Origin of the sequence: Micromonospora tarapacensis (assembly GCF_019697375.1) — a bacterium.
Classification (GTDB): domain Bacteria; phylum Actinomycetota; class Actinomycetes; order Mycobacteriales; family Micromonosporaceae; genus Micromonospora; species Micromonospora tarapacensis.
Genome location: NZ_JAHCDI010000004.1, coordinates 800,529 through 823,663 on the forward strand (window position 1 = coordinate 800,529; position 23,135 = coordinate 823,663).

The following is a 23,135-nucleotide window of genomic DNA, read 5'->3' on the forward strand; positions in this document are numbered from 1 at the left end:
GGACACGGTACCACCTTTGATTTGTAGTACCATAGCGGTATGGATCCGAACCCGGCCACGCGCGGCGTACGGGCGCGAGCGCGTCAGGCCATGCGCGCCGAAGTTGCCACCGTCGTTCAGGACCTGGTCCTTGAGCGGGGCTATGAGGAGACGACGGTGGATGACATCTGCGCGGCTGCCGAGATCTCCCGCAGCACGTTCTTCCGGTACTTCCCCTCGAAGGAAGAGGCGCTCTTCGGTGAGTCGGTCGACGCCGGTGAGCGCCTGCGTGACGCGCTCACCGCTCGACCGCCCGGCGAAGCGCCCTGGGTCGCCATGCGGCGCGCCCTCGATTCGCTGATCGAGCAGTACGAAGCCCACGACGAGCGCACCCGACGTCTCACCCGCCTGATCGTGAACACGCCGTCACTGGCCGCCCGCCATCGGGAAAAGAACGCCCGATGGCAGGAACTGCTCCGGCCGGAGATCGCACGTCGCCTCGGAGCCGACTCAGCCGACGATTCCGACCCGCGCGCCAACGCGGTGATCGCCGCCGCCCTAGGTTGCGTCGAGGCAGCACTGACCGCGTGGACCGCAAACGCTCAGCCGCAAACACTCGCGAAGATCCTGGACCGCGCCATGCAGGCCCCTTCCCACCTGCAGTGAGGGTGAGGGCGCGCACGTCAACCCGTCTCCGTCACCGAATCCCGCCAACTCTGCCGCTCGAACCGCCGTCTCGTCTCAGCCATGACCATCTATCCCCTTAGGTCTGGCCTCCACGCTATCGGGGGAACCTCACACTCCCACATCCCCTGGGACAGCGAGGCCCCCGGCGGTCTGCGGTTGCTCAATCCCGGCTCGCCGACCGACCGGCGCCGCCAGCCGTACGCGACATACCTCACCGCCGAACTGGCCGACGGTCGGCTCGACGCCGTCACCCTGCACGAGGTGCCGCGCTAGCGTGAGGACCGCCAGGTCTCAGCCGGTCAGGACGTTGGGCGGGGGCACGAGGTGCCGGAAAGAATCCGCCGCTTGCCGGATCTGCGTTCCAGCGTCGCGGAGCACCTGCTCACCGTGGCCCGGGAGCAGCACGTCGACGTTGCGAGCGGCCAGCGCGATGACGGTCTCGGCGTACCGGTCGAGCCGGCAGTCGTGGATCGCCTGGAGGCTCACCTTCCCGCCAGCGAACAGACAGTCTCCGCTGAGCAGGATGCTCCGCCCGGCGCTGTGGAGCAGTACGACGAGGTGACCGTCGCAGTGGCCGGGCGCCGCGATGATCTCGATGTCCAGGCGGCCCGCGTGGATGATGTCCCTGCCACCGACGACCCGGTCGACGGTCGCGGCAGAGAGGCGGTAGTCGGCCGGGTAGACGCCGGCAGCGCGGGCCCGGGCCAGGAGGTGCGCGCCTCGTCGGCGACCGCCAGCGCCGTACGGGTCTCTGCGCTGGCGATGACCGGCAGCCCGGCGGCGCGAGCGGCGGCGGTGCCGCCCGCGTGGTCGGCGTGGTAGTGCGTGACGACGACTCCGGACAGCACGGCCGGATCGCACACCTCGGCGATGTTGGCCAACCACGCGTCGGCGCCGAGGCCGGTGCCGGTGTCGACCAGCAGGCCACCGGTACCGTCCCAGACCAGATAGCAGTGACAGTCGTGCGGATCGGTGAGCGCGTCGGGATGGGTCCCGCTGCCGACCAGCCAGACGGAGTCGACGATCTCGACCGCGGGCACCGTCAGCTCCCGGTGACCGGGCCGGCGGGGCCGGGCCGTACCGCCACGACGTCGACCTCGACCAGGATTCCGGCGAGGGTGCTGCCGACGGTCGTGCGGACCGGGTAGGGCGGCCGGAAGCGCTTCGCGTACACGTCGTTGTAGGCGTCGAGATCCCGGTCGAGGTGTTGCAGGTGGACGGTGGCCTTGACCACGTCGCCGAGCCCGAGACCGACGGTACGCAGCGCCCCCTCGACGTTGTCGAGCACCTGCTCGGTCTGTGCGGTGATGCCGTCCGGAACGAAGCCGGTGGCGGGGTCCTGCGGGCCGAACCCGGCCGTCCAGACGATCGCCCCGGTGTCGACGACGTGACTGTACGGCCCGGCCGGTGTTGGTAGGTGGGCGCTGGTGTGCGCGGTCCAGGTCATGGGTGCCTCCTGCATCGTGCTGTCTCACTCATCAGGTCCGCCGCCGGGGGGTCGGTCGGCGTTACGGGACAGGTCGGAACGGACCTCGTACCGGTCGTGGCGGTATCGGGACCGGGAGCGGTGGGCCGGACGCCGGTTGGTGTCGTAGAAGACGTCCACGATCTCCAGCGCCGGGGCGTGTTCGGCCAGACCGAGCAGTTGAGCGTCGCGCGACGGTGCGGGTACGGCGCGGACCAGGCGGTGAGCCGAGGCCATGACGAATCCTGCCGTCGCGAGGATCTCGTGCAGTGACTGTTCGAGGTCGGCGTCGTCGAGGATGCGTTGGAACCGGGCGGGAAGGTACGCGTCCTCCAGGCACATCGGCTCGTCGTCGGCGAAACGCAGCCGCTCCAGCCGGATCACCGGGCTGCCGGCGTCGAGGCCGAGGTCGAGGGCGATCTCGGCGGTGGCGGCGACCTCCTCGATGGCGATCAGCCGGCTGCTCGGGCGCAGGCCACGGGCGCGCATGTCCTCGCTGAAGGAGGTCAGGTTCGGCCCCATCGCCACGGTGGGACGACGGACGAAGGTGCCCAGGCCGGGGACACGTTCCACCCGTCCATCGCTGGCCAGGGCATCGAGCGCCTGCCGGACCGTCATCCGACTGACCTCGAAGCGGGCGGCCAGTTCCTTCTCGGCGGGCAGTCGCGAGCCGACCGGGAGTTGTCGGCACTGCTCCCGGAGCTCGTTCGTAATCGCGACGTGTTTCGGCGTTGCCATGACGTGATCATCCCGTAGTTTCCGTTGTCGCCCGTACCCGACCGGTGCCTGATGGCGGTCGGTCCCGATTCATGTCTTGACTGGTCTAGACCGCAGCGGTAGCGTCCGGAACCATATTCCAATGCACGACCAACCGTCTAGCCCGCAGGGGCATCGTAAGCCGCGCCCCGGCTCGTGACGATCCCCAGCAGGTCGCGGAATTACCGGAACGCCGTCAGAGGAGTGGCAGCTCATGAGGTACGGAAAGTTCAAGCGGCTGACCGCCGTGGCCGCCGTGTCGGTGTTGGGCCTCGCGGCCGCCGCGTGCGGCGGATCCAGTGGATCGGCCGGCAACGACAAGACACTTGTGCTGTGGCACATGGAGCAGCCGCCGAACCGGGTCCAGGGGTTCCAGCAGCTGATCGACGCCTACAACGCCACCGATCCGGAGTACCAGGTCCAGGCGCAGGTTCAGGACTGGAACCAGATCTACACGAAGATTGCGGGCGCGGTGCAGTCACAGACGCAGCCCGACATCCTGTTCACCATTCCCGACTTCACCACCTACGTGCGTCCGCTCGGCGAGGTCCGGCCGGTGACGTCGCTCGTGGAGGAACTCGACCAGGCACACACCTTCGGCGAGGCCGCCAAGGCGCCGTACCGGGACGACGACGAGTACTGGGCGGTGCCGCTGTTCGGCATGGTGCAGATGCTCTGGTACCGCGCCGACCTGCTCCAGGCAGCCGGCATCAGCGAGCCGCCGCGTACCACCGCCGAGCTGTTGGCCGCAGCCGAGAGACTCAGCAGCGGTGACCAGAACGGGATCGCCCTGCCGGCCGGTCGTAACCTCGCCACCGACCAGGTCCTCTACAGCCTGATGCTGACCACCGGGGCGGGAGACTTCTTCACCGAGTCCGGTGAGATCAACTTCAACACCCCGGAGACGGTACGGGCTCTCACCCTGTACCGGGATCTGCTGAAGTTCTCGCCCAGCGACAGCGGCAACTACTCGTGGGGCGAGCCGCAGGCAGCCTTCAACAGCGGCGCGGCGGCGATGGCCATCGAGAAGGGACAGTACCTCGCCCCCTTCGAGCAGGAGTCCGGCCGACCCGCCAGCGACCTGGGCTGTGCCCCGATCCCGGTGGCCGAGTCCGGGGGGCAGCCGGGCAGCATCTACTACTCCAACGCCGCGATGGTCATGTCGAAGGACGACGAGAAGGCCGCCGGTGCTGAGGAGTTCCTGAGGTTCGTCCTGCAACCGGAGAACTACGGCACCCTGCTCAACGCCGAGCCGGGTCTCTTCCTGCCGCTGACCGCCGACGGCGCGACCGCCGAGTCCTGGACCAGCAACGAGGTCGTGCAGAAGTACCGGGGCTGCGTCGAGGCCATGCTGAAGCAGTCGGAGACGGGCGCGCTGTTCGGCTTCGTCGACGGCCAGTACGTCGACAGTGTCGGCAAGATCTCCGGACAGAACGTGCTGGCCCAGGTGGTGCAGCGGATGTACAGCAACGGCGAGTCGCCCGAGGCTGCGGCTCAGTGGGGTGAGGAGCAGATGCGGGCGGCGGTCGCTGAATGAGCGCCCCCGACATGACCGTTCCGGGTCCGGAGGGCATCCTCCGGGCCCGGACGGGCACCTCCGGACCCGGGTGCCGCCGGCGGGCCGCACCCGGCGCCGCCGGCCCTGGACCTTCCACCTGCTCGGGTACGCCCTCGTCGCGCCGCTCGGACTGCTCATGCTCGGCGTGATCGGCTACCCATTGATCAACACCGTGCTGCTGAGCCTGCAGAACCAGGGCGTCGTAGGTAGCCAGTCGACCTTCGTCGGCCTCGAGAACTACGCCCAGGCACTGACCGACAGCGCGCTCTGGGCAGCGATCGGTCGCTCCGGCATCTGGCTCTTCGGCAACCTGCTGGTGCAGACGCTGATGGCCTTCGGCACGGCGTTGATCATCGGCGGGCGCAGCCGCTGGTCCCGGGCCTCCCGGACCTGGGTGCTCTTTCCGTGGGTGATCCCGACCGTCGCGGTCGCCGTCATCTGGCAGTGGCTGAGCAACAGCAACTACGGCATCGTGCCGAAGATCGCCAGCGCCGTCGGCATCGACGGACTCGGCAGTCCCTTCGGTGACAGTGCCCTGGCGATGCCGGCACTGATCCTGATGAACAGTTGGCACTGGTTCCCGCTCGGCGCGGTCGTCATCTTCGGTGCGCTGCAGACGATCCCGAACGAGATCTACGAGGCCGCCCGGGTGGACGGCGCCAACGCGTGGCGGATGTTCTGGCGGATCACCTTCCCACTGCTGCAACCGGTGCTGTTCGCCCTCGGTCTGGTCGGGTCGCTCTGGTCGTTCAACATCGTCGACTCGATCTACCTGGTGACCAAGGGCGGCCCCGCCGACGCGTCGATGACCGCCCCGGTCTTCATCTACAACAAGGCGTTCAACCAGTTCCAGGCCAGTGACGCCGCCGCCGTCAGCGTCATCACCATCATCCTGCTGGCCGCCGTCGCCGCCGTCTACATCCGGGCGGCGAAGCCGAAGGAGGACCAGTGACGCCCCGCCTGCCCTGGGCCCGACTACCGCGGCTGGTCACCTGGATCCTGCTCACCGTCGTCGTGATCGGCCCGCTCTACTGGGTCACCATCTCGTCGTTCAAGGACCGCGAGGAGATCCTGCGGACCACGCCGACCCTGATCCCGACGAACCCGACGCTTGACAACTTCCGACAGCTCTTCACCGCCACGGACTACCCGAGCTATCTCACCAACAGCCTGGTCGTCGCGCTGCTCACCGCGCTGTTCACGGTGCTGGTCTCATTCGCGGCGGCGTACGGGCTCTACCGGTTGCGCATCCCCGGCGGCAACAAGGTGGCCGGGCTCATCCTGGTGGCGTACATGATCCCCGGGACGCTGCTGTTGGTACCGCTCTACCAGTCGTTCGCTGCGGTGCAGCTGATCGACACCCGCAACGCGCTGGTGATCGTGAACGTCGCCTTCACCGCGCCGTTCTGCACCTGGCTGCTGCGGGGCTTCTTCATGGCCATCCCGCGCGACATCGACGAGGCCGCGGCGGTCGACGGCGCCGGACCGGTCCGGATGATGCTCCGGATCGTCCTGCCGCTGCTGGCCCCGGGCATCGCCACCGTCGCCGTCTACGCCTTCGTCTTCTCCTGGACGGAGTTCGTGTTCGCCTCGCAGCTGGTCATCAGCGATCAGCTCAAGACCCTGCCCATCGGCCTCAGCGCGATCATGGGGCAGTACACAGTGAACTGGGGTCTGCTGATGGCCGGCACGGTCTGCACGATCATTCCCGCCATCGTCCCGTTCCTCTTCGCCGGGCGGTACTTCGTCGGCGGCCTGACCACGGGAGCACTCAAGTGACGACTCGACAGGCGACCGTCACCGGCCGCGCAGCGGACTGGTCGCCGACGGACGTGACCGCCGTCAGCTACGCGACGAGGGTCCAGGCCGTGCTCGGCGACGCGCTGCGGGAGGAGCTACCCGCGGTTCGTCGGGCGGCCGCGCTGGTCGCCGACGCGTTCGCCGCGGACGGACTGTTCTACATCTTCGGCAGCGGGCACTCCCACATGTTCGGCGAGGAGGCGTTCTACCGGGCCGGCGGCGCGGTGCGGGTCTGCCCGGTCCTCAAGCCGGCGCACATGCTGCACGAGGGGGCGGTGCACAGCACCGTCCTGGAGCGGCAGCGCGGTCACGCCGGCCCGCTGCTCGACGGGTACCGGCTGGACGCCACCCGGGACATCATGCTGATCGCCTCCAACTCGGGGGCGAACGCGTTCCCGGTCGAGGTCGCTCAGGCGGTCAAGGCGCAGGGCCTGCCGTTGATCGCCATCACGTCTCGCCGGTACGCCTCGTCGATCGAGCGTTCCGGGCCGCGACTGCACGACATCGCCGACGTGGTGGTCGACAACCACTGTCCGCCGGGTGACGCGCTCGTACCGCTCGGCCCGGAGCTGCCCTCCGCCGGTCCGTCGTCGACCGTGGTCGGTCTCGCCCTGCTCGACGCCATCATCGTCGAGGCCCTCGGCATCCAGTTGCGGCGGGGCGAGAAACCGGAGGTCTTCATGAGCGCGAACATGCCCGGCGCGTCTGCGCACAACGCCGAATCGGCCCGCCGGCTGTCCCCGCTCGTCCCGCATCTGTAGCACCGCCTGATGGGAGAACCACCATGAAGATCAGTTTTGAAGTCTGGCCGAACATGCCGTGGGGACGCCTGGAGGCCGCCGGCCCGGCCTGGAACTCCTGGGGAGACAAGTCGGCGGCCTGGTGCGTCGAGCAGACCGCGAAGTACGGGTACGACGGGGTCGACTTCATCTTCGCCAAGCTGCTGGAGGTGCCGAAGGCCGAGTACGACCAGCAGTTGCTGGACGTCCGCGGCGCAGCGGAGCGGACCGGCATCGACATCGGCTACCTCGGCCACCACACCACCTTTGTCAGCCCCCGTGAGTTCGACCGCGAGCGCGGTATCGAGTCGTTCAAGAAGGCACTGGACGCGGCGGCCGTGCTCGGCGCCAAGTCGGTGTGCACGCTCATCGGTGACGGCTACTACGACCCGCCGTTGAACGTCCTACTGACCCGCAAGGAGGCCTGGCGGCAGTGCCGGGAGGCGATCACCGAGGTCTGCGCACACGCCTCCGGTCTCGGGCTGAACGTCAGCATCGAACTCCTGCAGGGGACCATCCTCAACCGGGTCGAGCTGATCGAGCGGATGTTCGACGAGGTGGGTGCCAGCAACCTGCGGATGACGATGGACACCGGGGCGTTCTACGTAGCGGTTAAGCCGTTCATGAACGTCAAGCAGGCGATCAAGCGGCTCGCCCCGTACATCGACATCGTCCAGATCAAGGACGAGGTGGGGTTGCCGACGATCGTGCACAGCAACCACATCTGGTTCGGCGGCGGCCTGGTCGACTTCCGGGAGACGTACGAGGCGCTCGCCGAGATCAACTTCGACGGGTACGTGAGCGTCGAGTGGGAGGGCTGGCAGGTCGGCGGGAACATCGGGGTCGGTGAGCCGGCCGGTGTCGGGCTGGCCGACTTCGACCGGGTTGCCGAGGAGTCCCTCGAGTACCTGATGGACTTCGGCTTCGTACCTCGGCGGGGGCGTTGACCGGCCGTGCACCCGGTGCCGTCCTCGTCGGTCTGGACCTGGGTACCACGGGCGCGAAGGCGGTAGTCGTCGACGCGGGCACCGGCGCCACGGTAGCCCGATCGCACCGGGACTATCCCTCGGACACCGGCCGCGCCGGGCGGCACGAGCAGGACCCGGCGCACTGGTGGACGGCGTCGGCCGGGGCGTTGCGGGAGGCGCTGGCCGGGGTCGACGCCGGTTCCGTCGTCGCTGTCGGCCTGAGCGGCCACATGCACGCGGTGGCGCTTTTCGACGACCAGGACCAGCCGGTACGTCCCGCGCTGACCTGGGCGGACCGCCGGGCCGCCGAGCAGGTGCACGAGCTGCGCCGACACGGCGCGCTCGTCGGTGAGCTGACCGGGAATCCGGTGGTGGAGGCGTTCACCGCCCCCAAGCTGGCCTGGGTCGCGGCCCACGAACCCGACGCGGTTGGCCGGGCCGCGCGTCTGGTGCAGCCCAAGGACGTGCTCCGTCACCACCTCACCGGCGGCTGGGGCACGGACCACACCGACGCCGCCGGCACCCTGCTGTACGACGTGCACCGGCGGCGATGGGAGCCGAGGCTCTGGGCCCTGTGCGGGGCCGACGAGCGACTCGCGCCGGCTGTGTCCGGTTCGGCGGAGATCGTCGGTACCGTACCGGCCAGCGTGGCCGAGGCAACCGGATTACCCACCGGCACTCCGGTGGTCGCCGGAGCGGGCGACGTCTCCTGCGCGGCGCTCGGCGCCGGCGCGGTGACCGGCGGCCGGGTCTACGTCAACGTCGGCACCGCCGCGCAGATCATCACACCGCTGGACGACCCGCGTCCGGACGTCGACCGCTTCGTCTTCGCCCGCGCCGGTGGGGACGGCTTCCTCGGCATGGTGTCCTCGTACGCGGCCGGGCTGGCGATCCGTTGGTGCGAGCGGAACATGCTGCCCACCGGCGCGGACCAGCGCGGTGGTAGCACCGACGGAACGGCGGACCGGCTGGCCCGAGACAGTGAACCCGGCGCGCGGGGGCTGACCTTCCTGCCGTACCTGCTCGGTGCCAGCGCCCCGATCCATGACCCGCACGCCCGGGCCGCGCTGCTCGGCATCGGTCCGGAGCACGGACCCGCCGACATCGCACGCGCCGCGCTGGAAGGCGTCGCGTACGCCTGTGCCGCCGCCGTTGACCAGCTCCTCGATGGTGCGGGCGCGGCGACCGGGATCCAGGTCGGTGGTGGGGTGACCCGATCCGAGGTCTGGTGCGAGACCTTCGCGTCCCTGTTCGACGTGCCCGTGCGCCGACTGCGTCAGGACGCCTCGCCGCGTGGCGCTGTCGCACTGGCCGGGATCGGTGCCGGCGTGTGGCCGGACATCGCGACGGCCGCGGCGGTCCTCGACGACAGTGAGCCACTGCCGGTGACCGGCCAGCATCGGGCCGCCTACCGCCAGGCCCGTCGTCGCTACGACACGGTCGTGGCCGCGACCGCCGCGCTCTCCGGTGATCCGAGCCCCCATTCTGGAGCCGACCGGTGACCGGCCCGACCGAGTCGGGCGGCGCCGCGGCACTCGCCGCGCGGCTGAACCTGGACGCGATCGTGGCGGAGGCGTCCCGGCTGATCGCGATCGAGGGCCACCAGGACCACCCCGCCGAGGAACGTGCCGTCGCCGGCCACGTCGCCGAGCGGCTGCGCTCCTGCGGAGCCGAGGTCGACCTTCAGCCGGTGACGGGCGACCGGGTGAACGTCATCGCCCGGTTGCGCGGCAGTCGACCCGGACCGACGTTGATGCTCAACGCGCACCTGGACACCGTGCCGCCGTACGGCATGGTCGACGGACTGGTGCCCCGGGTGGCGGACGGGCGGCTCTGGGGCCGGGGCGCGAGCGACATGAAGGGTGCTCTCGCGACGATGATCGCCGTTGTCGAGCTGCTGGCCGGGGCGGACGTCGACTTCGCCGGGGAGTTGCTGCTCACCGGCGTCGCCGGGGAGGAGAACGGCAGCCCGGGGATGCGGGCACTGGTCGAGTCGGGGGTGACCGCCGACTTCGCCGTCGTGGGCGAACCGACGATGCTGAGGGTCGGGCGGGCGCACAAGGGTGCCATGTGGGCGCAGGCCACCTTCCGGGGTGTCGCCACCCACGGCAGCGTGCCCGACGACGGGGTGAACGCCGTCTACCACGCGGCCCGTTTCATCACCGCCATCGAGCGGAACCTGGTGGAGACCCTGGACCGCCGCCGCCACCCACTGCTCGGGCCGGCGACCGTCAACGTCGGGATGGTCAACGGTGGGGACCGTCCGCCAATGGTCCCCGCGTCCTGCGTCGTCGCGCTCGACCGCCGGTGGCTACCCTCGGAGCGGCATGACGAGGTGCTGGCCGAGCTGCGGGCGATCGTCGCCGACCTGCGGCGTACCGACCCGACCGTCGACGCGACGGTCGAGGAGATGGAAGGTACGGCGACGTTCGTACACACCCCGCTCGACTGCCCGCCCGACAACTCGTACCTGCGGATGCTCTGTGGTGTCGCCGCGGACCCGGAGCCGGTCGGGCTCCAGTTCTGGACCGATGCCGCCTTGCTGGCCACCGCCGGGATCCCGGCGGTCGTCTGCGGGCCGGGTGACATCGCGCAGGCCCATTCGTTGCGGGAGTGGGTCGCCCTCGATCAGCTGCACGGCGCGGCCAAGGTCTACCTTGCAATGGCGCAGCGGATGCTCTCGGTGCGTCCGCACCAGTGTGACGCCGAGGTAGAGGTATGACCGTGCCCAACATCGAACGGGGACCCGACGGCCTGCGGGCGGTCGAGCGGGCCGCCGCGGTGCTGCAAGCGCTCGCCGAACGCCCGTCGGGTGCTTCGCTTACCGAACTCGGCAGGGCGACCGGGATCCCGACCACCACGGTGCACCGGATGCTCGGTGTGCTGCGCGGTGTCGCCCTGGTACGGGAGACCGTCGACGGCCGGTACGCCCTGGCGGCGGGGACCGTGGCCCTCGCCCACGCGTATCTGGACGGGTTGGACCTGCGCCAGGAGGCGCTGGAGGTGATGCGACCGTTGTCGGCACGGACCGGCGAGACGAGCCATCTCGGCGTCCTCGCCCTGGTACACGTCGTCTACATCGAGAAGATCGACAGCCCGTCGCCGGTACGGATGTACAGCCGCGTGGGCCAGACCAACCCGGTGCTGAGCACCGCGATCGGTCGCGCCATCCTCGCCTATTCACCGGGGCACGTCGTGGACGAGGTCGTGCAGGCGCAGACCCGGCTCACCGGTGAACCGGTCGACCGGGCGGCGCTGGACGCGCTCTGCGCCCGGGTACGGGCCGAGGGCTACGCCTGTGACCTGCAGGAAAACGAACTCGGCATCTCCTGCGTTGCGGCTCCGGTCCTTGACCACAGTGGACACGTCGTGGCCGGGCTGAGCATCTCGGCACCGGCCGCCCGATTCGACCGGGAGGGGGCCGCCCGACTCGGCCCACAGGCTCGCGCCGCCGCCGTCGAACTTTCCGGCCGGCTCGGCTGGAGCGGCGGCAACCCCGCCGAGGCGGCCGGTGTCCCGGCCCGGTCCACTGCCCAGGCACCGGCCCCGCGCTCCAGGGCCAAGGCGTCGGTAGTGCGCGGGAGAACCGCCAACAACCCGGGCGCGGAGTCGACTCCCCCGGATGAGGGGTCGGGATGAGGAGCTTCACGACCGGGTGTGCTCGGTGCGGACACGTCGCGGCGTTCCCCGCGTACCGGTGTCGGGCATGCGCGTCGCCGCTGGTGCTCGACCTGGCACCGGTCAGCGCCGCGGACTGCCGACCCACCTCGGGGCGAGGGCTCTGGCGGTATGGCCGGATGCTGCCCCGGGTCCGGCACTCGGTGACCCTGGGCGAGGGCGCGACACCGCTGCTGCCGCTGCGGCACGGTGGCGCGACAACCCACGTGAAGCTTGAATCGGTCAACCCGTCACTGTCGTTCAAGGACCGGGCGATGGCACTGGCCGCGTCGGCGGCGCTCGACCACGGGATGACCGGTCTGGTCCTGGCATCCACCGGCAACGCGGCCGTCTCGGCCGCCACCTACGCCGCCGCCGCCGGGCGGCGCTGCCGGATTTTCTGCGCCACCGGTTCGAACGCCGGCAGCAAGCTGGCGACCGCCCGTGCACACGGTGCCGAGGTGGAACTCGTCGCCGGCCACTACAGCGACGCGTACGCCGCGGCGACCCGGGCCGAGGGCGAGGGCTGGCTCAACGTCACCACCACCTACCGGAACCCGTTGTTGACCGAGGCGTACCGGCCGATCGCCGCCGAACTGGTCGACGACCTCGGTGACGTACCCGATGTCGTCGTCGTGCCGGTGGGTGCGGGACCGTTGTTGCGGGGCATCTGGCTCGGCTTCACCGATCTGGTCGCCGCCGGCCTGACCGGGCGTGAGCCCCAGATGGTGGGCGTACAGGCCGAGGCGTGCGCGCCACTGGCACGCGCCTGGGGTGCCGGTGACCGTGGCCGCGCGGAATGGGCGGCCGCGCTGCGGCAGCCGTTCGAGGTCGGACCGACCGCCGCCACCGCCATCGCCGACGCCCTGCGTGGCTACGAGGACGAGGGCCTGCTGACGCTGGACGCGGTCCGGCGGAGCGGCGGGCGGATCGTCGCCGTCGGCGAGCCGGCGATCGCCGAGGCAGGACACCGGCTGGCCGGCGAGGGGCTGTTTGTCGAGCCCGCGGCAGCCGCCACCCTCGCGGCCCTGCGGAACCCCGTCGTCGCCGGCTCCGAACGCGCCAACGCCTGCGTCGCGGTGCTCACGGGCCACGGCGCGAAGGAATCGTCCACCCTGACGGCTGGGGGTATGGCATGACCGGACCGAATGATCCGTCAACCGGACCGAGTGTGGTCATCGCCGGGGTGGGGCGCTTCGGTGACCTGCACGCCCGTGTGTGGGCCGAGGCCGGTGCCCGGATCGCCGGCCTCGTGGACCCGGACGCCGACCGACTGGCGGAGGTGGGGCGTACCCACCGGGTCGCGCGGACCGGAACCGACCTCGCCGCGCTCCTCGGCCAGGTGCGAGCCGACATCGTCGTCATCGCCTCCGACGAGGCATCCCACGCGGAACTGGCCATGACCGCGCTGACGACTGGCAGCCACGTCTTCGTCGAGAAGCCGCTGGCGCTCTCCGCGGCCGACGCGTGGCGGATCGCCGACATCGCGCAGGCCCACCAGCGGCAGGTGGTGGTCGGTCACATCTCCCGGTTCACCGACCAGATGACCCGGATGCGGGCCCGGGTGGAACGCGGTGCGGTGGGCCGGCTCTGCGCGTTGCGCCTGCGCCGCGACTTCAGCCGTGCCTGGTTTCTCAGCTTCGGTGACCGGGTCGACCCGGTCTGGGAGTCCTGCGTACACGACATCGACCTGGCGATCTCGTTCGCCGGCACGCGGGTCCGCCGGGTGATGGCGATGCGCAGCGGTGCCGCCGGTGACGCGGCACCCAGCGTGGTCACCGCACTGCTCGAATTCGACAGCGGCGTGATCGCCACCGTCGAGTCCGCCTGGCTCGTGCCGTTCTCCGCCCCCGGCACCCTCGACGACGGGCCGTTGGACCTCGACGGTGCGATCGTCGGCGAGGCCGAGGTGCTGGGTCTGGACGGGATGCTCAAGCAGCGCCTGGTCAGCGACGCGCTGGTGGAATGGACGAAGGCCGGCGTCCAGGTGCCGGACCTGTCCCTGTGGCCGGAGGAGGATGGCGCCGTCGGCGGTGCGTTGCGCCGAGAGGTCCGATACTCCCTGGCGGTCTGCACCGGCCGGGGCCGTCCGGACCTGATGCCGTTGGAGCAGGCCTGCTGGGGCGTCGAGGCGGCCGAGGCCATCATCGAGTCCCTGCGTACCGGCGCTCCGGTGGAGCCTGCCCGGCGCTGACGGCGAGGCCGCCGAGGACCTTCATCCTAGGACGGCTAAGTGGCTGTGCGGTTTGTCGCCGCAGGTGGGAGGCGCCAGTGGACGCTTGCGGGGAGTCGGACCGAATACGGCGACGCGCGATCGGGGACGGCTGCCAGAAGTCAGTGACGCATCCCTCAGTCCCGCTGCGCATCAAGATGATCTAGGGTGGCAGCCGAGGAGCGCGGATGATGTCACGACCGGGGGTACAGCGTGCGCTGATCGCTGCCGTCCAGGTGCTCAGCCTGGCGGTGTGGTTCTCGGCCTCCGCCGTGGTGCCGGCGCTACGCGAGTCGTGGCAGATCGGCGCCGCCGCATCCGTGGGCTGACCGCGTCCGTGCAACTCGGCTTCGTCGCCGGTGCCGTCACGTCCACCGTGCTGAACCTGGCCGACCGGATCAGGCCGCACCTGCTGATGGCCGGCTGCGCGACGCTGGCCGCCGCCTGCACCGGCGTCTTCGCCCTCACCGTCGACGGGCTGGCCGGGGCCATCCCGCTGCGGTTCCTCACCGGTGTCTTCCTGGCCGGGGTGTACCCGGTCGGCATGAAGCTACCGGGTCCTGGGCACCGCCGGCCCGCCGGGGGCTCGCGTTCGGCGTCATGATCGGCGCGCTGACCCTCGGCTCGGCGCTGCCGCACCTGATCGGGGGGCTGGGTGACCTGCCGTGGCGCGGCGTGATGGGCACCGCGGCCGGCTGCGCGTTGCTCGGCGCGGTGGTGGCCGTGACCCTGGTGCGGGAGGGTCCGCAGTTCGCCCCGGGCACGCCGCCGCGGCCGTACCCTCGGTACGCCCTGGCGATGTTCCGCCAGCGTGGTCCCCGGCTGGTGAACCTGGGCTACTTCGGGCACATGTGGGAGCTGTACACGCTGTGGACCTGGCTGCCCAGCTTTTTGATCGCCGGCACGGCGGCCCGTACCGGGCGCGACGACGCGAACGTCAGCCTGCTCGCGTTCCTGGCCATCGGTCTCGCCGGGGTCGCCGGATGCCTCGCCGGCGGTTGGGCCGCGGACCGGTTCGGACGACCCCGAGCGGCGGTCACCGCGCTCGCGGTCAGCGGGGTCTGCTGCCTGACCTCACCGTTGTTCTTCACCGCTCCGCCCGGCGCCGTCGTGGTGCTGGGTGTGGTGTGGGGTGCGGCGGTGATCGCGGACTCCGGCGTCTTCTCCACCGCGTTGAGCGAGGTCGCCGACCGGCGTTACGTCGGCACCGCGCTCACCGCCCAGACGGCCATCGGTTTCGCCTTGACCGTCGTCACCATCCAACTCGTTCCCCTCCTGGCCGACGCGGTCGGCTGGCGCTGGGCGTTCTGGTTGCTTGTGCCAGGTCCACTGGTCGGCGCGCTGGCCATGGGCGCGTTCGGCCGGCAGCCCGCCCGAGCGTGATCCGTGGGAGGCGGCCGGTTGACACCCTCCGCGTACCCACCGCGCGCCCCGCGGCAGCAGCCGGCGTGCCTTCGTGCCCACCGGAGCTGCCCGTCATTGAGGCGACAGCGCCACCGGCGCCCGGTCCGGGGTGGTCGTCGATGAGCATGGACTGGTGCCAGGTTGATCTGCATGAGGACGGAGGGGCGTCAGGCGGGGGCGATCTCGCCTTGGGTCAGTAGACGTAGCGGCTGGGATCCGATAGATCAGCTTTGTGTGGAAGTTGATCGAGGGCCAGCCGCTGCGCTGTGAAAGTATGACAGGACTCCCGATCGACCGGCTCGCTGACCTGATCGGCCGGGTCCGCGAGATCGTGGGCGATGAGTGGGAGAAGCCGCCGGTCGGGCGTCCGCACGTGTTGCCGCTGCCCGTGGCGGTGATCGCGGTGCTGTTCGGCCTGCGGCACAACATGCCCGACGAGGTCCTGGCTGAGGTGTTCGGCTGTTCGCAGGCCACGATCACCCGCTATCACCAGATCCTGCGGCCGATCCTGCGCTGGGTCACCCGCCCTGAGGTCGACCAGCGCCTCGAGCAGACCCGCCGTGATGGTGTGCTGGTCGACGGGTTCGTCGCCCCGGTCGGCGAACGCGAGTCCTACCACGGCCTGTACTCCGGCAAGAAACACGTGTCCGGGCAGAACGTGCAGGTCATCGCCGACCTCGACGGCCGCCTCGCGGACGTCGGCGACCCGGTCAACGCCACCCGCCACGACGCCGCGGCGTTCCACGTCTCCGGCATCGCCGAACGCTGGGCCGACCACTACACCCCTGGCGGACCAGGCATGATCGGCGACGGCGGCTACCAGGGCACCGGCCCGATCACCCCACACAGGAAGCCACCCGGCAGAGAACTCACCACCAAGCAGAAGGCCTACAACTACAGCGTCAACCGGCTACGCGCCGCCGTCGAACGCGCCATCAGCCACCTGAAGAACCGGAAGATCCTCAAGACCGGCTACCACCGGATCATGACCAACTTCCCCGACGTGTCATGCACCGTCACCGCCCTAGAGATCTTCAGAACCGCCACACCCGAGTATTGAATGACCCTCCAGGAGGCGTGTACCGGGGTGTGGATCATGACGGCGTTCGGGTAGCGGCGGCTGAGCCGGTTGGCGGCGGCCTGGCCTCGGTGGGAGGAGCCGTTGTCGACGATCCAGAACACCCGGTGGGCGGAGGTGTACGGCTGCTGGGTCATGACCTCGTCGACGAGGTCGGTGAACGGGTCGATGCCGGTGGTGTCGTGGCAGAGTCCGATGACGTGGGCGCGGTGCACGTCGTAGGCGGCCAGGTAGGCGAGGGCGCCGCCGCGGTCGTACTCGTGATTGACCCGCATGGTGCGGGCGGTACCTGGGGGCAGGGTGGGGTGGCAGCGGCAGCGGGCCTGGACGGAGGTCTTCTCGTCGGCGCTGATGACGTACTCGTCGTCGCGTAGTGGCTGGCCGTCGAAGACGCGCAGGTAGAGGTCCAGGACGCGGGCGGCGCGGGTGGCGAAGTCCGGGTCCCGGATGAGGATCCACGACTGGTGTTGCCAGGGCTTGATCGTGTCGGCGGCCAGGAACCTGCGGATCGTGGCCGGTGAGATCGCCTCGGCGATGCCCCGGGCGACGACCTCGCTGGCCAGATCGGGGCAGCTCCACTTCGACAGCGGTGCGCCGGTCTCGGCCGGCAGTTGGCAGGCCAGGGCCTTGACCTCGGCGATCTGGACCGGGGTGAACCGGGGTGGGCGTCCGCTGCGGTGTCGGTCGGTCAGCCCGGCGATGCCGGCGTCGGCGTACCGGCCGCGCCAGCGGCGCACCGTGTCGACGGTCACCTGCCGCCGGCAGGCGATCTTGGCGTTGGAGTAGCCGTGGGCGGCGTCGCGGACGATCCGGGCGCGGATGACCTGCTGGTAGCCGGCGGTATGCGAGTAGGCCAGGGCTTTGAGCCGGGGCCGATCGGCGGCGGACACGGTGATCTGACGGGCGCGGCAGACGGGCACTCAAGACTCACGATCGATCGACGGTCCCCCGCAGTGGATCACCGACCTTGCCGGATCACGCCCCCGACGGCGACGCGCGACACGCCGCGGGCGGGCAGGATGAGCCCATGCCCACGATCCCCGCGTCGACCAAGGCGTCCCTGATCCAGCGGCTGAGCGGGCACGCCCGCCGGAACTGGCCACAGTTGGCGACCGTGCACGTGCGGCACCACGGCCAGTTCGCCTAGGTCACCGGTGAACTGACCGATGGTGAACAACTCCCCCTGATGCGGCTGCGCTATGGCGGTTCCGCCCACCGGTGGGGTGCTGGCCGTGTAGATCGCGGTGCCCCAGCGGGTGCGCGGATCCGCCGTAACGCAGCCGCATCACTGGTGCCGCAGCACGACCACCTTGACCGCGTTGGCGTGCCCAACGCAGGCCAACAGGATGATCAACTGACAGGGGCGGTGCCGTGGCCTATACGCCAGTTGTGCGGAGGTTGTACGGGTCCCACCGTATCGTCCCACCGTCAGATCGGCCCATGGGAGAGATCCCGTTGACCTGGCTGTGACATGGCGCTGAACCCGCTCGATGTCCTTGGGCCCACCGCCGCGCCCCTGAACATCACAGGTCAGCTGACAAGATCACATTTGCAGATGAATCGGAGGAAACATGGATAGCATCACCCGACGAGTGCAAGCGGTAGCTGACCGGATACTTGAGGTTGTTGTGCCTCGTGCCGACGTCCAGGCCATCGACTGCTGGAGCGAGTACCGGTGTATGACCCTCAACAGCGTGCGGTACCGCTGGACCCGGCGGTGCTGCTACTACGGGCCGAGTCGGCCCATGAGCTGCACCTCATGGACCATCTTCTCCACTGAGGGCTGTTAGCACCGGCGCCATCCGGAGTAGGGAGCAGGGCATGGCGGGAGGCGGCTGGTGATGTATCTGGCGGTGGCCTGCCGTGCTCTGATCTTCGGCGTCTTCCTGTGCTCGCTGGTCAGCAAGCTTCGCGGTCCGGCGGCGTATTCGAGCTTTGTCGCTTCGACCGGTGGGTTGTTGGGCCGGCCGCGCCGCGGTGTGGCCGTGGGCGTGGCCGCGGCCGGTACGGTGATGGCCGAGGCTGCGGTGACGGTGCTGGTGGTGATTCCGGCGACGGCGCTGACCGGGTTGACGCTGGCGGCAGCGCTCCTGGTGGCGTTCTCGGTCGCCATCGTGCTGGCAATGCGGGGCGGGCGGCGGGCACCGTGCCGGTGTTTCGGCGCATCGGAGACTCCACTCGGCCTGCCGCACGTGGCGCGTAACATGCTGTTGGCTGTCGCGTGCCTGGGCGGCCTGGTGGCGACGACCGCGGCGACGGGTGTCGGCCGACATCCCGCCGGCGTCGCCGTGGCGCTTGCCGTGGCCGCAGCGGTGTTGCCTTTCGTATTGCGGCTCGATGACCTGGTGGCGCTGTTCCGCCCCACCTATCATCCCGGAAACCTTCGGAGGAAGTGACGATGCCCTTCGTCGTCGCCGCAGTCGCCCTGCTTGGGGCGTTGTGCATGGTGAACCTGCTGTTGACGTTCGGGGTACTGCGCCGGCTGCGGGAGCAGACCGCTGAGCTGAACCGACTCTCGGGCGCCCTACCGCCCGAAATGCCCGCGCCGGAAGAGCTGGTGGGCACGCCTGTGCCGGCATTCGCGGCGACCGCGATCGATGGCACACCGGTCACCCGGGACAGCCTGGTCGGCCGACCGCGGTTGGTCGGATTCTTCTCTGCCGGATGCGCGCCGTGCCACGAACAGGCACCCCTGTTCGCCAAGTGGTTGGCTGAGCAGGGCGGCGACGCCAGCACGGCGGTCGCGGTCATCACCGACTCCGGTCCGGAAGCCGTTGAACTGGCCACGTCGCTGACCGACACGGCGACCGTGGTCGTCGAACCGGACGCTTTCCCGGTGTCCCAGGCGTTCGGGATACGAGGCTTCCCGACGTTCCTGCGGGTCGATGCCGACGGCGTCATCGCGGGTGCGGACGCCACCGTGCGCGGCGTGGTGGGGCACGTGGCGGCCACGTCCTGACGATGCCAGCTTCCGAGATACCGGTGACAGAGCCGGCCAGCCCGCAGCGCCCGCTCCACGAACTGGCCGGGGTGTGGCGGACCGCGTGGCAGGCGGGTCCGTGGTTGACCGTGGCGCAGATGGTGACGACCGTTGCCAGCGGTCTGCTGCCGGCGACCACGGTGTGGCTGACCAAGCTTGTGGTGGATGGGCTGGCGGCCGGTCGGGTCGAGGCGGCCGTCGGCGCCGGAGTGGGCCTGGCCGGCGCCGGTCTGGTCGCCGCGGTACTGCCACACCTGGCCAGCTACCTGCAGGGTGAGCAGCAACGGCGGATGGACCGCCTGATGCAGGACCAGCTGTACACCGCGGTGAACTCCTTCCAGGGGTTGTCCAGGTTCGAGAACCCTCGGTTTCTCGACCGGCTGCGGATGGCGACCGAGGCGACCGGTCCGGCACTCAGCCCGCTCACGTCCGGCCTGCTCGGCATCGGCCGGGACGTGATCACGCTGCTCAGTCTGCTCGGCACGCTGTACTTCCTCAGCCCGGTGATGACCGCGGTCGTGGTGGTCGCGGCGGTGCCGGCGCTGCTGGCGGAGATCTCGCTGGCCAGGCAGCGGGTCGGAATGTACCTGGGCCTGTCGGCGGCGATGCGGCGGCAGGCCTTCTACGGCCAGCTGATTACCGACGTCGGAGCCGCCCAGGAGGTACGCCTGTTCGGCCTTGGTGACTTCTTCAAGGGTCGGCTGCTGCGCGGACTGCGCGAGGTCCAGGACGGGGAACGGCGCCTCGACCGGAAGGTGCTACGTAGCCAGTCACTACTGGCGCTGCTGAGTGCGGTGGTCTCTGGGCTCGGCCTGGTGTGGGCGGTGCACAGCGCCACCACCGGCCGGCTGACGTTGGGCGACGTGACGGCGTTCGTGGTGGCTGTCGCCGGTATCCAGGGATCGCTCATGGGTCTGGTCAACGGCATTGCCAGCGGGCACGAAGCGCTGCTGATGGTCGGTCACCACTCCGCCGTACGCCGCCTCGGTGACGACCTGCCACCCGCCCGCCGACCGGCACAACTCCTGCCGTTGCGGCAGGGCATTGAGGTACGGGACGTGTGGTTCCGTTACCACGACGACCATCCATGGATCCTGCGGGGCGTCAGCCTGACCATCTCCCAGGGCCAGGCGGTCGCACTGGTCGGGCTCAACGGCGCGGGCAAGAGCACTCTGGTCAAACTGTTGTGCCGGTTCTACGACCCGAGCCACGGCGTGATCCGCTGGGACGGTGTCGACATCCGTGACCTGGATCCGGCGCAGTTGCGGCGCCGGATGGGCGTGTTGTTCCAGGACTTCGTGTCGTACGACCTGAGCGCCGCCGAGAATATCGGGGTCGGTGACGTCGACGCGATAGCCGACCGGCGCCGGGTTGAGGAGGCGGCCGGGGCAGCTGGCATCCACACCAATGTGGCCGCGCTGCCGCGGGGCTACGACACGCTGCTCAGCCGCCTCTTCTACCTGGAGGAGGAGAAGGACGACCCGGACACCGGTGTAGTGCTGTCCGGCGGCCAGTGGCAGCGGCTGGCCCTGGGCCGGACGTTCATGCGTGACACCCGGGACCTGCTAATCCTCGACGAACCGAGCGCGGGCCTGGACGCGAAGGCCGAACACGAGATCCACCAGCGCCTCCGGACGCATCGTGCCGGCCGCACCAGCCTGCTCATCTCGCACCGGCTGGGCACGGTTCGGGACGCCGACATGATAGTCGTGCTCGACGGCGGCCTGGTCGCCGAGCAGGGCAGCCACGACGAACTGATCGCCCTCGGCGGCCGGTACGCGCAACTGTTCCGGACCCAGGCCAGCGGCTACGGCGCAACGGCGGTCGAGGAGATCCGATGATTGCTCGGGCGGTGGCCAGCGCCCTGGTCGTCGGCGCCGTAACCGGTGGTGTGGCGTGCTGGCTGCGGCACACCTTTCTCGTCACCACCGTGGCCGGGCGAAGCATGCTGCCCACGTACACCAGCGGTGACCGGATGCTGGTGCGGCGGGTGCCACTGGCCAGGGTCCGCTCCGGCGATGTCGTCGTCCTCGCCGACGGCGACCTGCCAGCGCGTCCCACCCGGTCGGCCAGCACGCGACGCGATCCACCAGGCGAGCTCATCGTCAAACGCGCCGTGGCCGTACCAGGCGATCCCGTACCCGCCGGGGTACCCGTGCCCGACCAGGTCGTACCACCCGGGCACCTGATCGTCCTCGGCGACAACGCCGACGCCAGCTACGACTCGAGAAATGCCGGCTACTACGCCGCGGACACGCTGATCGGCGTCGTGGTCCGCGGTATGCGGCGTAACCAGCACAGCTGAGTCTGCCAGGCTGCTGCCCGTCAACGACGAACTCAACCGGGAGGCGGTGGCGCGGTGCGCCCGGGCCGCGTCGCACGGCCGGGGATCACCTGCCGTCGTCCCGGCTGGACCTCGCCGCCCATCTCTCGCCCGTCGGGTGCGGGCAACCCTTCCGGACGCCGAAGGTATCCGGACATGCTCGGCATCCAGGACGCCTTGGGCATCGAACGCGCGCATGTGGTCTGTCAGTCGATGTTCGGCGGGACCGGGCTCATCCTCAGTGTGGACCATCCCGATCGGGCCGCCGGAGTTCGAACCGGGTGTACGGCTCGACACCGTGCGCGGCGTACTCCGCGACGGCCCAGCGGCATAAGGAGAGCCAGATCTGGTTCAGCGGCACAACCGGAGAAGCCCTCGACTTCGTCTGCGACCTGCTCGCCGCACCCATCACCTGACGCCCGCATCCGAGCTCCGAACCGTCAACCCCCGAAGGACTTCCAGCGCGGACCACTTAGACCGCATCTCATTTGGGGTTGTTGCTGTTCAACAGGTTGAGCCGGTTGGCTCGCCGGTAACAGATCAGAGCGCAGGCCAGGCGCAGGAATCCGGTGTCGTGGGAGGCCTTGCGTTCGTAGCGGCGGGCTAGCCGACGGAACCGGGTGACCCGCTCCAGGCAGCGTTCAACAACGTAGCGATGCCGGCCGAGGCGTGTCGATGACTCGACGTCCTTACGTGCGATCCGGGCGGTGATACCGCGCCGGGCCGGGATCTTGCGGCAGGAAAGGTAGTCGTACCCCTTGTCACCATGCAGTTTCCCGGGACGTTTGCGGGGCCGACCGACCGGCTGACACACCGGCCGGACACCATCGATGACATCTGCCAGAACGATGTGATCGTTGACGTTGGCCGCGGACACCTCCACGGTCAGCGGCAACCCGCCACGGTCACTCATGGCGTGGATCTTGGAGCCGGGCTTGCCCCGGTCTACCGGGCTCGGCCCGGTCAGATTCCCCCTTTGACCGCCCGCACATGCATCGCGTCCACACTCGCCCGGCACCAGTCGATCTGCCCGGCCGCGCCCAGCACGTCCAACATCGCTTGGTGCAACGCCTCCATCACTCCCACGACCACCCACTCGGTGAACCGGCGATGCGCCGTCGCCCGGGATATCGGAAACGACTCTGGTAGCCCGTCCCATGCACAACCGGTCCCCAGGACGTACACGATCGCCGCGAGAGCGACCCGATCGTCGACACGCCGCCCACCACCGCCCTGATGCCGTTTCGGATGCTCCGGCAACAGCGGCTCCGCGAGACGCCACAACGACTCCGGGCAGTACTTCTCAACGTCACTCACACCCGCACAACGGATGATGTTGCATCACAACACGCCCAAATGAGATGCGGTCTTAGCGTCTGCCGGAAGGTATGGGTAGATGGCGCAGCGTCGAGGTCTCGAGGTGCCGGGATCGACACGTCTTGAAATGGGAGGCATACAGCGGGCGGGCAAGGAATTCAAGGTCCTCAGC

At 69.8% G+C, this 23,135-nt stretch carries 25 protein-coding genes and 2 pseudogenes; 21 read left to right on the plus strand and 6 right to left on the minus strand.

The features are described from left to right. Positions 1-39: 39 nt before the first annotated feature. Positions 40-645: an acyl-CoA-like ligand-binding transcription factor gene (locus KIF24_RS09695; protein WP_221083732.1), complete on the plus strand. Its 606-nt coding sequence runs from the start codon at positions 40-42 to the stop codon at positions 643-645. A 132-nt stretch (positions 646-777) separates the two neighbouring features. Beyond that, positions 778-939 (plus strand): annotated as a pseudogene (locus KIF24_RS09700) (YfcE family phosphodiesterase); the annotation flags it as partial. 18 nt (positions 940-957) lie between these two features. On the opposite strand, the gene KIF24_RS32445 reads toward KIF24_RS09700, so the two are convergent. The 4 genes and pseudogenes from KIF24_RS32445 to KIF24_RS09720 form a co-directional block, all read right to left on the minus strand. Further along, positions 958-1,551 (minus strand): MBL fold metallo-hydrolase, encoded by a 594-nt coding sequence (locus tag KIF24_RS32445; protein ID WP_331461059.1) that lies wholly within the window; start codon positions 1,549-1,551, stop codon positions 958-960. Further along, positions 1,437-1,706: pseudogene (locus KIF24_RS33845) on the minus strand (MBL fold metallo-hydrolase); the annotation flags it as partial. The pseudogene KIF24_RS33845 and the gene KIF24_RS32445, both read right to left, overlap by 115 nt. Before the next feature lie 2 nt (positions 1,707-1,708). Then, on the minus strand, positions 1,709-2,113 hold the full coding sequence (locus KIF24_RS09715; RefSeq protein ID WP_221083734.1) for a RidA family protein: 405 nt from the start codon (positions 2,111-2,113) through the stop codon (positions 1,709-1,711). Positions 2,114-2,137: 24 nt separating this feature from the next. Further along, positions 2,138-2,869, minus strand: a complete 732-nt coding sequence (locus KIF24_RS09720; RefSeq protein WP_221083735.1) for a GntR family transcriptional regulator — start codon at positions 2,867-2,869, stop codon at positions 2,138-2,140. 232 nt (positions 2,870-3,101) lie between these two features. Here KIF24_RS09720 and KIF24_RS09725 point away from each other — a divergent pair, with 232 nt between their 5' ends. The 14 genes from KIF24_RS09725 to KIF24_RS09780 all read left to right on the plus strand — a co-directional run bounded on the left by KIF24_RS09725 (position 3,102) and on the right by KIF24_RS09780 (position 16,325). Beyond that, a complete protein-coding gene (locus tag KIF24_RS09725; RefSeq protein ID WP_221083736.1) occupies positions 3,102-4,424 on the plus strand; it encodes an ABC transporter substrate-binding protein in 1,323 nt (440 codons plus the stop codon). A 70-nt stretch (positions 4,425-4,494) separates the two neighbouring features. After that, positions 4,495-5,397: a carbohydrate ABC transporter permease gene (locus tag KIF24_RS09730; RefSeq protein WP_221083737.1), complete on the plus strand. Its 903-nt coding sequence runs from the start codon at positions 4,495-4,497 to the stop codon at positions 5,395-5,397. After that, positions 5,394-6,224: a carbohydrate ABC transporter permease gene (locus tag KIF24_RS32455; protein ID WP_221083738.1), complete on the plus strand. Its 831-nt coding sequence runs from the start codon at positions 5,394-5,396 to the stop codon at positions 6,222-6,224. Before KIF24_RS09730 ends, KIF24_RS32455 begins: the two co-directional genes overlap by 4 nt. Beyond that, the gene (locus KIF24_RS09740) at positions 6,221-7,006 is read left to right on the plus strand and encodes a sugar isomerase domain-containing protein (RefSeq protein WP_221083739.1); all 786 of its coding nucleotides are present in this window, start codon (positions 6,221-6,223) and stop codon (positions 7,004-7,006) included. Before KIF24_RS32455 ends, KIF24_RS09740 begins: the two co-directional genes overlap by 4 nt. 23 nt (positions 7,007-7,029) lie before the next feature. Continuing rightward, complete coding sequence (locus KIF24_RS09745) at positions 7,030-7,971, plus strand: sugar phosphate isomerase/epimerase family protein (RefSeq protein WP_221083740.1); 942 nt, start codon at positions 7,030-7,032, stop codon at positions 7,969-7,971. Continuing rightward, complete coding sequence (locus tag KIF24_RS09750) at positions 7,968-9,494, plus strand: xylulokinase (protein WP_221083741.1); 1,527 nt, start codon at positions 7,968-7,970, stop codon at positions 9,492-9,494. Before KIF24_RS09745 ends, KIF24_RS09750 begins: the two co-directional genes overlap by 4 nt. Continuing rightward, positions 9,491-10,714, plus strand: coding sequence for a M20 family metallopeptidase (locus KIF24_RS09755; protein ID WP_221083742.1), 1,224 nt, complete (start codon positions 9,491-9,493; stop codon positions 10,712-10,714). The genes KIF24_RS09750 and KIF24_RS09755 overlap by 4 nt, the downstream gene beginning before the upstream one ends. Further along, positions 10,711-11,631: an IclR family transcriptional regulator gene (locus KIF24_RS09760; protein WP_221083743.1), complete on the plus strand. Its 921-nt coding sequence runs from the start codon at positions 10,711-10,713 to the stop codon at positions 11,629-11,631. The genes KIF24_RS09755 and KIF24_RS09760 overlap by 4 nt, the downstream gene beginning before the upstream one ends. Next, positions 11,628-12,788 (plus strand): pyridoxal-phosphate dependent enzyme, encoded by a 1,161-nt coding sequence (locus KIF24_RS09765; RefSeq protein WP_221083744.1) that lies wholly within the window; start codon positions 11,628-11,630, stop codon positions 12,786-12,788. The genes KIF24_RS09760 and KIF24_RS09765 overlap by 4 nt, the downstream gene beginning before the upstream one ends. Beyond that, positions 12,785-13,843 (plus strand): Gfo/Idh/MocA family protein, encoded by a 1,059-nt coding sequence (locus KIF24_RS09770; protein WP_221083745.1) that lies wholly within the window; start codon positions 12,785-12,787, stop codon positions 13,841-13,843. Before KIF24_RS09765 ends, KIF24_RS09770 begins: the two co-directional genes overlap by 4 nt. 206 nt (positions 13,844-14,049) lie before the next feature. Next, positions 14,050-14,190: a hypothetical protein gene (locus tag KIF24_RS32460; RefSeq protein ID WP_230415438.1), complete on the plus strand. Its 141-nt coding sequence runs from the start codon at positions 14,050-14,052 to the stop codon at positions 14,188-14,190. After that, a complete protein-coding gene (locus KIF24_RS34380; protein WP_331461060.1) occupies positions 14,157-14,465 on the plus strand; it encodes a hypothetical protein in 309 nt (102 codons plus the stop codon). Before KIF24_RS32460 ends, KIF24_RS34380 begins: the two co-directional genes overlap by 34 nt. After that, positions 14,462-15,244 (plus strand): MFS transporter, encoded by a 783-nt coding sequence (locus KIF24_RS09775; RefSeq protein WP_331461061.1) that lies wholly within the window; start codon positions 14,462-14,464, stop codon positions 15,242-15,244. The genes KIF24_RS34380 and KIF24_RS09775 overlap by 4 nt, the downstream gene beginning before the upstream one ends. A 295-nt stretch (positions 15,245-15,539) precedes the next feature. Continuing rightward, complete coding sequence (locus KIF24_RS09780; protein ID WP_230415439.1) at positions 15,540-16,325, plus strand: transposase family protein; 786 nt, start codon at positions 15,540-15,542, stop codon at positions 16,323-16,325. Here the strand turns inward: KIF24_RS09780 and KIF24_RS09785 are convergent. After that, positions 16,238-17,263: an IS630 family transposase gene (locus KIF24_RS09785; protein WP_221083747.1), complete on the minus strand. Its 1,026-nt coding sequence runs from the start codon at positions 17,261-17,263 to the stop codon at positions 16,238-16,240. The two genes, KIF24_RS09780 and KIF24_RS09785, sit on opposite strands and share 88 nt — an antisense overlap. Positions 17,264-18,184: 921 nt before the next feature. Between KIF24_RS09785 and KIF24_RS09790 the strand changes: the two genes are divergently transcribed. From KIF24_RS09790 to KIF24_RS33850, 5 genes are all read left to right on the plus strand, one after another. Then, positions 18,185-18,739 carry a MauE/DoxX family redox-associated membrane protein gene (locus KIF24_RS09790; protein ID WP_331461356.1) on the plus strand — a complete coding sequence of 185 codons (555 nt, stop codon included), beginning with the start codon at positions 18,185-18,187 and terminating at the stop codon, positions 18,737-18,739. A gap of 2 nt (positions 18,740-18,741) precedes the next feature. Further along, entirely contained in the window at positions 18,742-19,302 is a 561-nt protein-coding gene (locus KIF24_RS09795; protein ID WP_221083749.1) for a TlpA family protein disulfide reductase, read from the plus strand. Between the two features lie 23 nt (positions 19,303-19,325). Beyond that, a complete protein-coding gene (locus KIF24_RS34385; protein ID WP_221083750.1) occupies positions 19,326-21,164 on the plus strand; it encodes an ABC transporter ATP-binding protein in 1,839 nt (612 codons plus the stop codon). After that, positions 21,161-21,628: a S26 family signal peptidase gene (locus tag KIF24_RS09805; RefSeq protein WP_221083751.1), complete on the plus strand. Its 468-nt coding sequence runs from the start codon at positions 21,161-21,163 to the stop codon at positions 21,626-21,628. The genes KIF24_RS34385 and KIF24_RS09805 overlap by 4 nt, the downstream gene beginning before the upstream one ends. Before the next feature lie 299 nt (positions 21,629-21,927). Next, complete coding sequence (locus tag KIF24_RS33850) at positions 21,928-22,062, plus strand: hypothetical protein (RefSeq protein ID WP_269440606.1); 135 nt, start codon at positions 21,928-21,930, stop codon at positions 22,060-22,062. A 68-nt stretch (positions 22,063-22,130) separates the two neighbouring features. On the opposite strand, the gene KIF24_RS09810 is transcribed toward KIF24_RS33850, so the two are convergent. Continuing rightward, positions 22,131-22,963 (minus strand): IS5 family transposase gene (locus KIF24_RS09810; protein WP_221083689.1). Its coding sequence is split into 2 segments (ribosomal slippage): positions 22,131-22,619 and positions 22,622-22,963, totalling 831 coding nucleotides; the frame shifts between segments, so codons are not numbered across the junction. Positions 22,964-23,135 lie beyond the last annotated feature (172 nt).